Origin of the sequence: Peptoniphilus sp. HCN-40583, from assembly GCF_037892835.1 — a bacterium.
Lineage (GTDB): Bacteria > Bacillota > Clostridia > Tissierellales > Peptoniphilaceae > Aedoeadaptatus > Aedoeadaptatus rachelemmaiella.
In genome coordinates, this window is the sequence record NZ_JBBKBU010000029.1 from 16062 (window position 1) to 29817 (window position 13756).

Here is a 13756-nt window from a genome sequence, read left to right on the forward strand (position 1 = left end):
TTAGCGAAACTCCTCCCCGGACGCCCGCACCACCCCATCGATATCGATGGGCTTCGATGCCGCGACCTCCTTCGTCATAAGCATTAAAAATTCCGTGTTTCCCGTCGCGCCCTGAATCGGCGAAAAGGTAAGTACTTCGGGATAGATACCCAAGTCTTGAACGAGATGATGTATTTTATTTAAAACCTCTCGGTGGACTTCGGGGTCGGAAACAATGCCGCCTTTGCCTACCTTGTTTTTGCCCGCTTCAAATTGGGGCTTGATTAATGCGGCGATCTTCCCTGTATCGGACAAATAGCTCACGGCCTTGGGAAGCACCAATTCAAGGGAGATAAAGGACACGTCGATGGAAATAAAATCCATACCATCGTCCAGATCCTCCGCATCCAAATAGCGCACATTGGTCCGCTCCATGACCACGACCCGGGGATCCACCCGCAAGGTATAGGCCAGTTGATTGTAGCCCACATCCACGGCGTAGACCTTTCTCGCGCCGTGGGCCAGCATGCAATCGGTAAAGCCGCCGGTGGAGGAGCCGATGTCCATGCACACTTTGTCCGTTAAATCGATCCCGCAGTTTTCGATGATTTTTTCCAGCTTAAAGCCCCCGCGGGAAACGTATTTTAAGCTATGGCCCTTAACGCTGATTTCCGCTTCTACATCGATCATTTGACCGGCCTTGGCGATGCGCTCCGTGCCGATAAAGGCTTCGCCCGCCATAATCATGGTCTTGGCTTTTTCTCTGGACGGCGCTAAATTCTTCTTCACTAAAAGGACATCTGCACGCTCTTTCACGCCATCACCTGTCTCGTTTTAAAATCTTATCGATCAGCGCTTCCGTTTCTTTGAATTGTCCGACAGAGGCGAGAAGGCTTAAACATTCTTCCGTGTATTCACGGGCCTTCAACAGGTAGTCGTCGGGAATCACTTCCGCGCCGTCTTCTTCCAAATCGAAGTAGTCGTCTTGGAATTGATAGCTCAGGCCCAAGGTTTCGCCGACGCGGTACAAGGTGTCGTTAACCTCTTTGGATTTTCCCGCCAAGGCACCGGCCATGGCGAAGCAGGCGCCCAACAAAGCACCGGTTTTTCGCTTGTAGATCACTTCGTCGCCTGAGGATGCACCGGCGCGAATGTCAAGCACCTGACCGTCCACCATGCCCGTGGTACCTGCGGCTTTAAATAAGTATTTCATGGCGTCGATGCCGCCTTCGGGATCCAAAGACGCCCCTTCTGCGGCAAGCTCTGCCGCCTGCGACAAAAGCCCGTCGCCGGCGAGAATGGCCAAAGCTTCGCCGTAGGCCTTGTGGCAGGAGGGCTTTCCCCGCCGGAAATCGTCGTCGTCCATGGCGGGCAAATCGTCGTGAATCAAGCTGTAGGTGTGGATGGATTCCATGGCGGCGGCAAAGTAAAAGGCCGCGTCGCCTTCGTAGCCGAAATCCTTTAATACGGTGTAAAACAGCGTGGGACGCACCCGCTTGCCTCCCGTAAACAGGGAGTAGATCATGGCTTCTTTTAGTTCGTCGGCCGCCGAGGGAATGGCCTCGTAATATGCCTTTAAACGTGCATCAAAGTTCATTGTCGCCCTCCTCTTCCATGCCTTCGGTGAGCACACGCACCTTTTGTTCCAAGCCCTTTAAGTCTTTTTCCAGTTCCCGGTAAAGAGACGTGGCCACTTCGTAGAGCTTTACCATCTCTTCCAGAGAAAGGTCTTCATTTTCCATGCGCTCCACGATTTTTTCCAGCTGTTCCGACTTTTCTTTATAATTCATGACCGTTCCTTTCTATGGAAAGCACCCGAGCTGCTATGGATCCGTCTAAAAGATCCACCCTTAACACATCGCCCACCTCGACTTCACTTGCCGATCGTATGTAGCGATTCTGAACGCGCACCCGCGGCTTCACCCGCTCCTTGCCCATGGTCTTCATGCGATTATCCAGCTCCGCTAAATCCCGCTGCGCATTTTTTACCGCCTGTGCTGCCTCACGCACCAAGCGCTGTTTCATTAGCGCAAGAGTTTCTTCATCCCGCGCCGCCCGCGCCGGTAAATTCACGGCCTTTATGCGTATGCCGTAGCGATTTAGGGATTGTACGTGGCGGTTCACGGCCTCTTTCATGCGAAAGTCCATGCGTTCTTTTACGGCCTTTTGAGCCAGACGCTTATTTAAAATGGCCTCCATGGACACGGTTTGATGCAGGCGATGGCCCAGCACGTCGTTTCGCCGTCTCGCCTCGTGGAGGGATAGGGCAATGGCGTGTTCCATCACCTGAAGGCGGGCCCTTGAGGCGGATAAAATCTCTTCCCTCGGGCTGACGATAATCTCCGCACCGTGGGTCGGCGTCGCCGCACGCACATCGGCCACGTAATCGCAAAGGGTGGTGTCCACCTCGTGGCCCACGGCGGAAACAACCGGATGGCGCCTTTCGGCCAAGGTACGAATCAAGGTTTCGTCGTTAAAGCAAAACAAATCCTCCATGCTGCCGCCGCCGCGGGTAATGAGGATCACGTCCACATCATCCCGTGCGTCGAGCCGCTTAAACGCACGGGCGATGGAGGCGCCGGCGCCTTCGCCCTGTACGAGGGTAGGCGAGACGATGACGGAGACGGCGGGGTTTCTGTTGGCCGCCACTTGCAGAAAATCGTGAAGGGCCGCCCCGGCCGTACTGGTGACCACGCCTACGGTCTTGGGCATCTCGGGCAAAGCCATCTTTTTGTCCATATCAAATAGACCTTCTTTGCTTAGAAGGTCTTTTAATTTTAGAAAAAGTTTGTAAAGAGCGCCTTCCCCGGTGAGTACCATGGTTTTCGCCACAAATTGCAGCCGCCCGGAGGGGGCGTAAATGGCCACGGAGCCGTTCATTTCCACTTCCATGCCCACTTGAAAATCCATGTCCGACGCTTCGGCGTCGTCTCTATACATGATGCAGTCCATGCGGGCCTTGTCGTCTTTGATCGTGAAATACACGTGACCGCTGGACGCTGTTTTGATTTCGGAAAGCTCCCCTTTAATCAAGACGTGGTTCAACATGTAATCCGTCTTGAGCACTTTTTTCGTATAGGCGAGAAGCTCCGATACACTAATTGGATTCATGGCCGCCTTCTCGAACAATATGACCCAGCACGCCGTTAATAAAACGGGCGCTGTCGGATGTGCTGTACATTTTCGCCAAATCAACGGCTTCGTTGATGGAAACCGGCGGCGCAATGTCTTCGTGATACATAATTTCCGCCACAGCTACACGCAAAATCGACAGATCCACAGTGGAAATGCGACGAATGGATCCGTCATTTAAGTGATCGTCAATGATTTTGTCGATGGCCTCTTTGTTGTTAACAATGATATCGACGCTTTGGATAATGTAGGCCTTTTCATCGGGGGAAAAGGGACCATCCGATGCGGATTCTAAACGAAAAGCCGCTTTCTTCTCGGTAAAGACGTGGCGATACATCTCCTCTACTTCGTGTTCGTCCCAGACGCTTTCGAAAAAAGATTCCGCCACATCCATGGCAAATTCGCCTCTGTGCTCCATGGCAAAAAGAATTTGCATGGTGCCGATTCTGGACAGTTTTCTGCTCAACTTATTGCTTAACAAAATTCTTACCCTTTACACGGATTCTTTTTCTTGGGCGCGTACGCCGTTGACGTGGACATTAACCGCCGTAATATCTAAATCCGTCATATTTTCAAGACTGACCTTTACGGCATCTTGTACTTCTTCCGCCACTGCAACGATGTTGCGTCCGTATTCTACGACGATGGAAATATCCACCACGCTTTTTTCTTCATCGGCGGTGACTTTGGTCTTCCCTTGGCCCCTTCCGGGCAAGAAGTCGCCGATTTCTCTCCTTGTGGTATAGCTATTATAAACGCCTTCGACGCGCGTGGCCGCTTCTTGAGCGATGCGCGTAATGACGTCGTCGGCAATTTTTACATTGGAATTCCCCGAAGGGTCAACAAAATATTTTTCAACCATTTCTGCCTCCTATTTTAACCTATTATACCATAAACCGCAGGCCGACAAACACAGGCCTCCTACCTCCGAAGCACTCTATTTGTTTAGGATTTTCGTTAAAAAACTCATGCGATGGCCCGCCGACGGCCCGAGGGCGAGTATGGCTTCTCGATGCTGTTTCGTGCCGTAGCCTTTGTGTTTTTTAATGCCGTAGCCGGGGTATTTTTCGTCCCACTGAATACAGAGCCTGTCACGGTATTCTTTGGCCAAAATAGAGGCGCAGGCAATGGCGTAAGACAGATCGTCGCCGTGGATAATCGCCGCCTGATGACAATCCAGGTCGATGGTTTCCGCATCGATTAAGAACAAGATCTTCTTGTCCGGGAAATGGGTCAATGTCGCCTCCGCCGCCCTCTTCATGGCCCGTCGGGTGGCCTGTTTAATATTGATGGCATCGATGACTTCTGCACTTTCATTGGCGTAGGTGTAAAAAAGCGCCTGCTCTTTTATGGCCCCTTCCAAAAGGCCCCGTTTTTTGGGCGAAAGCTTTTTTGAATCCGTCACGCCTTCGATGGACTTATTCAATGGCATGACGACGCAAGCCGCCACCACGTCGCCGAAGAGGCAACCGCGGCCCACTTCATCGATGCCCGCGATGTAATCGTAGCCTTCGTTCAGCCGCTGTAGATCAAAATTCAGATCGGTCATCAACACGCTCCAAGCTAATCGCGCCCCACTTGCCGGCGCGAAACTCGTCTAAGATTAAGTGGGACACTTTTGTGTAGTCGATTTCGCCGCCGCGAATTAAGCAGCCTCGCCGCTTGCCAATGGCATCCATAACCTCCACGGGATCATCGTAGGTTTCTTTAAGGTCGTAGCGGGCCATCATGGGGGCTTCGAACTTTTTCATGGCTTCTTTCACCAGCTCAAAGGCCAGGGTCTCCACGTCCATGATCTCGTCTTTAATGGAGCCCGTGTAAGCCAAATGGCGGCCGCGAATGGGCGGATCCAACTTGGGCCACAGAACCCCCGGCGTGTCCAAGAGATCGAAGGCTTTGTGGTGGCGAATCCACTGATTGGTCTTGGTAATGCCCGGCCGATTGCCGATGGCGGCGGATTTTTTCCCCGCCAGCTGGTTAATAAAGGTGGACTTGCCTACATTGGGAATCCCCGCCACCATAACGCGCAGCTTTCGCTTTTCCATGCCTTTATTCGCTTCTCTTTCCCGCAAATCCTCGACGGCATTTTCTAAAGCTTCTGTCAGCCGCTTTTCATTGAGCTTCGATGTGGCAGACCAGGCAATGGCCGAGGTGCGCGCCTGTCCGTTAAAATAATCGATCCAGCGCTGTGTTTCCTTCGGATCCGCCAAATCCGATTTATTTAAGAGCATGAGCACGGGAATGGAGGTGAGCACCTCGTCAAGAAGCGGATTGTAGCTGCTCACGGGAATGCGGGCATCTAATAAAACCACCGCCACATCGCACTGGGCCTTCATGTTTCTTAAAGACTCGATGGTCTTTTTCATGTGCCCCGGGTACCAATTAATGTTCATTGTCCACCTCTTTTCTCACAATACCGTCGACACAGCGAAAGGCGCCGTAATTTTCAGGCTTCTCTTCGCAAATGATATCCGCCACTTTTTTTACATCCTCCGGCGCCGAAGCCATGGCGATGCCGATCCCACCGTGGGCAATCATGGCACCGTCGTTTCGATCGTCACCGACGACGACCATCTCTTCCGGGGCGATGTTTTTCATTTTGCCGTAGGTGCTCAGCCCCCGCCACTTGTCGCTTCCCTTGCCGATGATTTCAAAAAGAGAGAGCTTCGGGTCTCTGCTTTTCAGCAAATGGGCCGTGAGACCCCCTTCTTTAATCACCGGCTCCTGAATTAAATCTTCGAAGACATCGCCGGTGGTATAGCCGGCGACGGCGAGAACATCTTCTTTTAACACATCGTCGATGGTCATTTCTCTATACATGTTTTCGTAAAAAACAATGTAGGAGGCTTCCCGCTCCGTTTGTTCGTGGAGGGTGACCAAATCGTAGCCTTTGTCGTAACTGTCCACGTGAAAAATCGGATGCAGCCCCCTGGCTTCGATGGCCGCCGTTAGAGGACGGATGGCCGCCTTGTCGAAAACAAAGCGGTCTAGGGTCTCTTCCGAATTTTTATAGCGAATCAAATTGCCGTTGTTGCTGATGACGACCATTTCATCCTTGTACGGGGACAGCTCTCTTTTAAGCGAACGAAAGGGACGGCCGCTAGCCACCACGGTTTCGATGCCCATGTCCTTCCATCGTTGCACGTATTGGATCATGGTCTCATCGAAAGGTTGTTTTCTTGCGGCGATGGTGCCGTCGAAATCTAATGCAATTAATCGAATCATAATCCCTCCGAATAAAAGAGCGACTCATAGAGCCGCTCGTCTTTGTTTAAAATTTTAGTTCTTTTCCCTTGTAGATAATACAGCCCAGTCCCCAGAAGACCAGTCCGAGCACGATGTTGATCACCATGCCGATCCATTGGAAATCGCCGCTTCCAGCCATGCTCAGCGGATTCAACGCCGTGAAGGGGAAGAAATCCGCAATGGCTTGTGTCGCACTTCCCATCAATTGCAACGCAGCCCAAACCAGGGCGATGGCAATAAATAAGAGAAGGCTTCCTCCTTCCGCGTGAGAAGCACGGGAAGAAATCGACGAGTAGAAAAAGCCGATGCAAAGAAATTCAAAGCCCAGCAACAGCAGGCAAATGAATACCTGTAAAAGCACCAAGGCCAGATTGCGAATATCGTGAACCCCGAAGACATAGAGGGAGGCAAACGCCACGACCAAGACGAAAATCAAGACGAGGCCGTAATGCAACATATTGGCGGAAAATTTGCCGCTGTAAATCTCCGTACGGGTAATGGGGTTGGCATAGAGATACTCAATGGTACCTGCGCTTTGCTCACGAGACAAGCTCTTTGCCCCTAATTGAATGGCAAAAATAGCAAATAGAACGCCCAAATATTGGAAAATAAAGGGAACGTAGTCTGTAAATTGATCGAAGGAAATTTCGCGACCAAAGCCCAAAATCGGCTGCATGTTTTCGGAAAAACCGTCGCGGAAACCATTGGCCAAAGATAGAAGATTGTCGTCTTGCAAAAGCGGGAAAAAGGCCATTAACAAGCCGGTTAAAATCCCGACAACCAAGAACCAAGCAAAGGCCTTGCCTCGATTATTTTTCATTTCGAGATTAAAAACCATCACGCATCCCCCTTTTTCGGTTTAAAGGAATATTTTTCCTCGAGTACATCGTCGGTATCCACCGGTTCGATGGACTGGGTCTTGCGGCTGTCCAAAATCATCGAATCGTCGTCATAGGCCACCTTTTCTTCGGCAGGCGCATCCGACACTTCAGGTTTATCGACACCTTCAGGCACTTCAGCCGAAGGCGTCTCATCCTTTACCGGCGGCTCACTTAAAACCACCGTGTCCGCTTCTTTTGCTTGCGGTTGTTCGCTTGATTCGGCCTCAAAGGCCTTGTCGTCGGAAACCACAATGGTGTCATCGGACAGAGCTTCCGCCGGTTTCGCCGGACGCTTATTCACGACGCCGGATTTAAAGATTTCCACCTTGTTTTCCAAGACCGCATCTTCCAAGACGTAATTTTTCACTTTTTGTTGATGCAATACCGTGGTCAGGGTAGGCAAATACCCGTCGTAGAAAAATTCCACGTCGCCGGATTCATCTTTTAACAGCGTCGCGCCGATTTCTTCAAAGGCACCGACACTGATCAGTTCATCGAAAATACGAAGCACCTTGTCGTTGTTCTTTTTATCCTTCAAATACTCAATGCCGGTCAAACGGCCGCCGGATAAATAAGCTCCCCGGTCGCCGTAGCGTTGACCGATGGATAAATCGTCTGTCAAAAGCAATGCGGAAAGGCCTTCCGAACTTTGGAGCCGCTTAATGTGAGTAAAAAGCTTATCCAACATGGCTCGAGACAAATCCTTGGAGGGATTGTCCAAAATCAATAATTTCGGCTTTGCAATGAGGGCATTAATAATTGCCACGCGCTTGCGTTCGGAATCCGTTAAATCGGAAAACTTATGCCGATTATCCAGTTCAAAATATTCCATTAAAGACTGAATGTCGTCCGTATTCTTTAATCCATGAAATCCCAAGGTATGATTAAAAATGGCCATGGGTTTTAAATTATCGTAAATCCAAACATCTTCGGGAACATAACCGGTAAACTCCTTCACGGATTTAGACTCCTTTTGGCCGTCCATATCGAAAATGCGGATCGTCCCCTTATTCGGTTTTAAGAAATGGAACAAAATTCGGGCCAAGGTTGTCTTGCCGCTACCTTCCGTTCCCATAATCGAAAAAATCTCACCGTCGAATACTTCCAAATTAAAATCATTGAAAACTAAATTCCGACGAAATTTTTTTGTCAATTCATTTACTACTATCGCACTCATGTGTCACCTCGCTTTACTTTCATATTATACATGAATGCCTCGTAAAATGTAATCCTATCCCATAAAAGAGGGGCAAAAACTATGATATAATGGGCTGGATTAGTATGAGGGGGAAGTATTTATGAAATTAGGAATTATCGGCTTGCCCAATGTAGGCAAGTCCACATTATTTAACGCCATTACTCAAGCTGGTGCCGAAGCGGCCAATTATCCCTTCGCCACCATCGAGCCCAATGTAGGCATGGTTGAGGTAAAAGACCGTCGCCTGGACACGCTGAGCGATATGAGCCATTCAAAACAAATCATCTACGCCACCATCGAGTTTGCCGACATCGCCGGCTTGGTGAAAGGTGCCAGCAAAGGCGAAGGCCTGGGCAATCAATTCTTGTCACATATCCGCGAAGTAGACGCCCTGGTGCACGTGGTGCGCTGTTTCGACGACGGCAACATCATTCACGTGGAAGGCAGCGTCGATCCCGTGCGGGACATCGACACCATTAATCTCGAGCTGATCTTCTCCGACTTGGAACTTTTGGAAAAACGTCTGGAACGGGTGAAAAAACAAATGAAGGGCGACAAAAGCCTGCAAGCGGAGCACGATTTAATCGTAAAAATCATCGCCGCTTTGGAAGCAGAAAATCCGGCCCGCTCTTTAGACTATACGGAAGAAGACAGGAAGCTTTTATCCTCCTTCAGTCTTTTAACCATGAAGCCCGTGATTTATGCGGCCAATGTCAGTGAAGACGATATTATTTCAGGAAACGCCTATGTGGATCAAGTGCGGGCCTTTGCCGATAAAAGCGGCGACGAAACCATTATTATCTCCGCCGCCATCGAGGAAGAAATTTCCGGCTTAGACGACGAGAGCAAGGGTGAATTTCTCGAAGCCATGGGCCTCGCCGACTCGGGTCTGGACCGCTTAGTAAAAGCATCCTATTCCCTCCTCGGCTTAATCAGCTACATTACCACAGGGGAAATGGAAACACGGGCCTGGACGATTAAAAAAGGCACCAAAGCGCCGGAAGCCGCAGGAAAAATCCACACCGACATCGAGCGCGGATTCATTAAAGCCGACACCATCGCTTACGAAAAACTTGTTGAGGCCGGCACCATCGCCCAAGCCAGAGATAAAGGCTGGATTCGAAGCGAAGGAAAAGACTATGTAATGGAAGACGGCGATGTCGTTAACTTTAAGTTCAATGTGTGATCCGCTTTAGGCGTTTTGTTCATAACAAATTAACAGCAATTTTCATCCGAAAATTTATGAATTTCTCATGGAAAGGACTCTGATTTGAAAAGAAAATTTCTATCTATTTTGCTGGCCGCGTCCATGCTGATAAGCTTTGTTCCGCAATCGGCAAATGCCCGTGATGCCAGACTTTGGGTCGAAGGTCGTTATATTACAGGCGATGTGTCACCTTTTATTCATAAGGACCGAACGCTGGTTCCTCTGCGCCAAGTTGCTGAAGCTTTGGGGCTTGATATTCAGTGGAAAGCGCAGGAGCGTCAAGTTCTAATTAAAATCAATGATAAGGATTACATCTTCTTCCCCGGTGAAGCCTATTATCGTGCCGGGGATGCAAAAGTAGCTATGGACACGGAGACCATGATTCGTAATGACCGTACCTTCCTACCCCTTCGCGTCATTGCTGAAGCCATGGGTAAACCGGTATCTTGGGATCAGACAACCTATACGGCCATCGTTGGAACGGGTTATCGTCCCGAAGTGTCCTCGAACAATTCAAATATAACTGAAACTATCGTGCAAAAAAAGCCTGTTTCACCAATTGTACAAAGCAATAACAAAGCACAAGCAATAGGTGCCCCACAGGGAAAAGGACATATACGCGGAAATAGAAATTCTCGTATCTACCACCTTCCCCAGGATGCAAGCTACCACAAAATCTCACCAAGAAATACTATTCTATTTGAAAGTGAAGCTCAGGCCCAGGCAGCCGGCTACAGACGTGCGAAAAGATAAGGTCTATGTACAGATAGTAGAAGCCGTTGGTTATAGTGACCAACGGCTTTTTATTTTGATAGACATATGCGTGCAAACTTCCTGAAGTCTTGCATCGTCCCGTAGGCTTTAATTTCATTTTATTTTTGTAATGGCTGCAAACCCATGGTATTGAGTGTCTTTTATACTTTCGGTTTTACTTTCATCCCAATTAATTTAGAGGAAAATATAGAAACGGCATTTATCTCTGTTTTATGAAATCTCAATTTCCCCAAGCTCATTGCTATTCGAAAACTTCTTGGATATACTTCTAGCGACAAGTACATTTGTTTTAAAATCCATGAGAACGCCATTTATTTCACCCACGGCGACTTGACCAAATTATAAATGTGAAAGAATGGAAAAAACTAGCAGTTTAGGAGGAGTACTATGAAGTTTGGCGTAAGGAAGCCCAGCTTGAAAAAAAGCTTTAAAGCCAGAACGACCGGCAGGTTGAAACGCTCTGTAAAAAAAACACTTATTCCCGGTTACGGAAAAAAAGGCATGGGTTACATAAAGAATCCAAAAAAGGCTGTTTATAACAAAGTCTACAATAAAACGACCGTCGATCTACTAAAACCCATTAAACCGGTGAGCTCACCAAAGAAGAAGAAAGCGAAGCAACCGAAAAAAACAAAGTTTCATTACAATGCAACAAAACCCGAAACCGTAAAGCAGGGATTGGAAAACGAAGGCTACTCTCCGGATCAATATTTGACACGGCCACCACGTCGGTGGTTAAAATTTATCGCGATAATTCTGGGACTTGCTTCATGGGGTGCCATATTCGGTGGACATCCGAACATTTTCCTCGGCGTTCTCTACGGCATTCTTGCTTACGCCGCATATCAAAAATCGAAGCCTCGAATAAATATTCTATCTAATCCGAAAACTGAAGCGGTTACACAAACGAAAAGCCCCGTTATCGACGACGAAAAAGCAGTCGATATCTTACCGACTTCTGCTCCCAAAGTTCCCGATACAGACAATGCTGCAATTGCTCCCACCAAAGACAATATGGATGTGCGAAACTTACGTGAACTTGTCCCTCCGAATGTATTTGATCTGCTCTGGTTTATTAATGGCACGTATAGAAATATAGAACGAGAAACACAAACCTTCGACAATGGCTTCTACTCTTTCGAAATCAGTTTTCAATCTGAACCTTCTGCTATTAATGTGCATTTACCCATTGTTGAGGGAACACGAGATCAGAAAATAGGCTATTACCCGGCTTACGACAAGCTTACTTCCGTAGAGCGTTTTATCTATTTAAAATGGCTTCAAGACATATCTCAGCCCATCGACATTTCATACGTTTTTATTTTTTATTACGGTTTGGAGCGCTTTTTATTTACTGAAAAAATTGAGCAAGCCGTAGAAATGATTTTTGAACTTAAAAAATATCATTCCGAGAATAACTCTTTTAATAGCTATTCCAACGATGCCATTTTAATTGCCGCTATGATGGCAAAAAGACCCGATTGGATAGCACGTTTAAATCTGCGAAATTTGAGCATACCGCTTTATGCCACAATTAAAGGTACCGTTACGAAATGTTTCACCACCCATGAAATAATATTGTTTTCTAAAAAAGTTGGGTGGACGAATCCACGCTATATTAAAAATGAACCTCAAAAATTTGAAGCCAATCTTGCGCTTTGTTTAAAAGAAAAGTTTGGTACAAATCAATTTATGATTCAAGAGGAGCAATATAAAGAAGTTCCTGACTCCATAACTGTATTCCTCGCCAATTATTCTCTATCTCAAGAAAGCAGATTTTCAGAACTTCCGGATATTTTAAGCCATCCGGATATTCAAAGTTCACTCTATGCCCTTTTGCAGGAAGCCCATGAAAGAACCAAATTGCAGCTTCGTGAAGAGCGAAAGATGAAAACCACCGAGTAAATAGATTTTAATTTCGGTAACAAATTAAAAGCGTCTAAGGATTCACACTCCCTAGACGTTTTTTTAATTCATTTTTCTTCATTTCCTTGCAGCTGTACATTTTGAGCGTTTCTTCCTCTTCTGCGCTCTCTTATAAAACGAAGGATTCAGAAAAGATCTTCTGTCTATTAAAACATAATGATCATTTCTCCCCTTTTCAATCTTTCATCTTGATTAGCAACGATTTCCATGTATTCCTCTTTTAATTTTGTCGGCGTCTCTTCTTTCAAGACTATGTATTTATAGCCGTGCTCGGTCCTCGCTTTTTTCTCTGTTAAATAGGGATAAAATTTAGGCTCCATCATTGTATTGCCTCCATCTTTATTTGTTTAAAATCGAATCGATGAGCGCTTTATTCTTCAGCTGATCGATCCATTGCTTCGGGATGCTGTCGAAGCCGTACATGATCCCTGCCAAGCCGCCGACCACCGCTGCGGTGGTGTCCGTATCCTCGCCGAGGTTTACCGCCGTGCACACGGCTTCTCGATACGATGCGGTAGTTAACAAGCACCAAATGGATGCTTCCAATGTGTGCAAAACGAAGCCGGTGGATTGAATGGCATCCGCCCGTTTGCTTTTTATTTCATCCATTCGGAGTGTTTCGCCGCGAATCAATTGCCGCGCCAAATGAACGTATTCGACGCAGGCCTCCGTGGAGAGTTTATGGGCGTGGGTGATGGCCGATACGGCTCTGATCTCGTCGTCTGTGGCTTCTGTGAATGCCAATGGCAAAATGCGCATCAGTGAACCGTTCCCGTTGGCGTGGTAATCGTCCAGTCCGCCGCCCTGCTCTAAGGCAATGCGCGTCGTCGTGCCGACGTCGAATGTCTCGCCATTGGCCGTGTAGGCGCTTTGGTAGAGCCACTCGCAAAACCGCTTCCGCATATCCTCCGGGTCGATGCAGCCTCTTTCTTTGATGGAATCCAATGTAGCCAAGGTCATGCTCGTATCGTCGGACCAAGTGCCCGGCGCCTGGTTCCACGAGCCGTAGCCGGTCATGCCTTCACAAGTAAAAGTTCCCCGTTTTTTGAATTCAAAGGGCACGCCCAGGGCATCGCCCACTGCTAAACCGTAAATCGCCGATTTCAACATTTGATCCACTCCTCGATTTTATAATCCGCGGGAATTCTTCCTGCTTTTTGGTATTTAATGAATTCTTCTTTGGTTAATGAATTGATTTTAACAAACTTCTGCATGATGTCATTCTTATTCAAAGGGTTAACAAAATCAACAAACAGCTCGTCGTAAGACATCCAATCTGGCCTAATGTAAATTTTCCCATTATCTAACAAGGGAATATAGTCGTCTGATTCATGTTTAAATTGATTCGCCATTTTCACACCGCCCTTGTGCTCTGATCTTATACAAAAAAACCGCCCGTAGGCGGTTCATTTT

The 13756-nt window shown here is 47.9% G+C and carries 16 protein-coding genes; 3 read left to right on the forward strand and 13 right to left on the reverse strand.

Features of this window, described 5'->3' with window-relative positions:
- From WKT05_RS08825 to WKT05_RS08875, 11 genes are all read right to left on the reverse strand, one after another.
- A complete protein-coding gene (locus WKT05_RS08825; protein ID WP_340413779.1) occupies positions 1–795 on the reverse strand; it encodes a TlyA family RNA methyltransferase in 795 nt (264 codons plus the stop codon).
- Between the two features lie 4 nt (positions 796–799).
- Positions 800–1576, reverse strand: coding sequence for a polyprenyl synthetase family protein (locus tag WKT05_RS08830; protein WP_340413780.1), 777 nt, complete (start codon positions 1574–1576; stop codon positions 800–802).
- Entirely contained in the window at positions 1566–1769 is a 204-nt protein-coding gene (gene xseB, locus WKT05_RS08835; RefSeq protein ID WP_215507572.1) for an exodeoxyribonuclease VII small subunit, read from the reverse strand. The genes WKT05_RS08830 and xseB overlap by 11 nt, the downstream gene beginning before the upstream one ends.
- Positions 1759–3090 carry an exodeoxyribonuclease VII large subunit gene (gene xseA, locus WKT05_RS08840; protein WP_340413781.1) on the reverse strand — a complete coding sequence of 444 codons (1332 nt, stop codon included), beginning with the start codon at positions 3088–3090 and terminating at the stop codon, positions 1759–1761. Before xseA ends, xseB begins: the two co-directional genes overlap by 11 nt.
- Complete coding sequence (gene nusB, locus WKT05_RS08845; protein WP_340413782.1) at positions 3077–3592, reverse strand: transcription antitermination factor NusB; 516 nt, start codon at positions 3590–3592, stop codon at positions 3077–3079. The genes xseA and nusB overlap by 14 nt, the downstream gene beginning before the upstream one ends.
- Positions 3593–3604: 12 nt before the next feature.
- The gene (locus WKT05_RS08850; protein ID WP_340413783.1) at positions 3605–3973 is read right to left on the reverse strand and encodes an Asp23/Gls24 family envelope stress response protein; all 369 of its coding nucleotides are present in this window, start codon (positions 3971–3973) and stop codon (positions 3605–3607) included.
- A 75-nt stretch (positions 3974–4048) separates the two neighbouring features.
- The gene (locus WKT05_RS08855) at positions 4049–4660 is read right to left on the reverse strand and encodes a ribonuclease HII (protein WP_340413784.1); all 612 of its coding nucleotides are present in this window, start codon (positions 4658–4660) and stop codon (positions 4049–4051) included.
- Complete coding sequence (ylqF, locus tag WKT05_RS08860; RefSeq protein ID WP_340413785.1) at positions 4641–5504, reverse strand: ribosome biogenesis GTPase YlqF; 864 nt, start codon at positions 5502–5504, stop codon at positions 4641–4643. Before ylqF ends, WKT05_RS08855 begins: the two co-directional genes overlap by 20 nt.
- The gene (locus WKT05_RS08865; protein ID WP_340413786.1) at positions 5494–6336 is read right to left on the reverse strand and encodes an HAD family hydrolase; all 843 of its coding nucleotides are present in this window, start codon (positions 6334–6336) and stop codon (positions 5494–5496) included. Before WKT05_RS08865 ends, ylqF begins: the two co-directional genes overlap by 11 nt.
- Positions 6337–6382: 46 nt before the next feature.
- Positions 6383–7195 (reverse strand): ABC transporter permease subunit, encoded by an 813-nt coding sequence (locus WKT05_RS08870; RefSeq protein WP_340413787.1) that lies wholly within the window; start codon positions 7193–7195, stop codon positions 6383–6385.
- Complete coding sequence (locus WKT05_RS08875; protein ID WP_340413788.1) at positions 7195–8415, reverse strand: ABC transporter ATP-binding protein; 1221 nt, start codon at positions 8413–8415, stop codon at positions 7195–7197. Before WKT05_RS08875 ends, WKT05_RS08870 begins: the two co-directional genes overlap by 1 nt.
- A gap of 121 nt (positions 8416–8536) precedes the next feature.
- On the opposite strand from WKT05_RS08875, the gene ychF reads away from it, so the two are divergent.
- From ychF to WKT05_RS08890, 3 genes are all read left to right on the forward strand, one after another.
- Entirely contained in the window at positions 8537–9622 is a 1086-nt protein-coding gene (gene ychF, locus WKT05_RS08880; RefSeq protein ID WP_340413789.1) for a redox-regulated ATPase YchF, read from the forward strand.
- A gap of 84 nt (positions 9623–9706) precedes the next feature.
- On the forward strand, positions 9707–10396 hold the full coding sequence (locus WKT05_RS08885; RefSeq protein WP_340413790.1) for a copper amine oxidase N-terminal domain-containing protein: 690 nt from the start codon (positions 9707–9709) through the stop codon (positions 10394–10396).
- A 408-nt stretch (positions 10397–10804) separates the two neighbouring features.
- A complete protein-coding gene (locus tag WKT05_RS08890; protein ID WP_340413791.1) occupies positions 10805–12322 on the forward strand; it encodes a TerB N-terminal domain-containing protein in 1518 nt (505 codons plus the stop codon).
- A gap of 167 nt (positions 12323–12489) precedes the next feature.
- On the opposite strand, the gene WKT05_RS08895 is transcribed toward WKT05_RS08890, so the two are convergent.
- Entirely contained in the window at positions 12490–12666 is a 177-nt protein-coding gene (locus WKT05_RS08895; RefSeq protein ID WP_340413792.1) for a hypothetical protein, read from the reverse strand.
- A gap of 16 nt (positions 12667–12682) precedes the next feature.
- A complete protein-coding gene (locus tag WKT05_RS08900) occupies positions 12683–13453 on the reverse strand; it encodes an ADP-ribosylglycohydrolase family protein (RefSeq protein WP_340413793.1) in 771 nt (256 codons plus the stop codon).
- Positions 13454–13756: the final 303 nt, after the last annotated feature.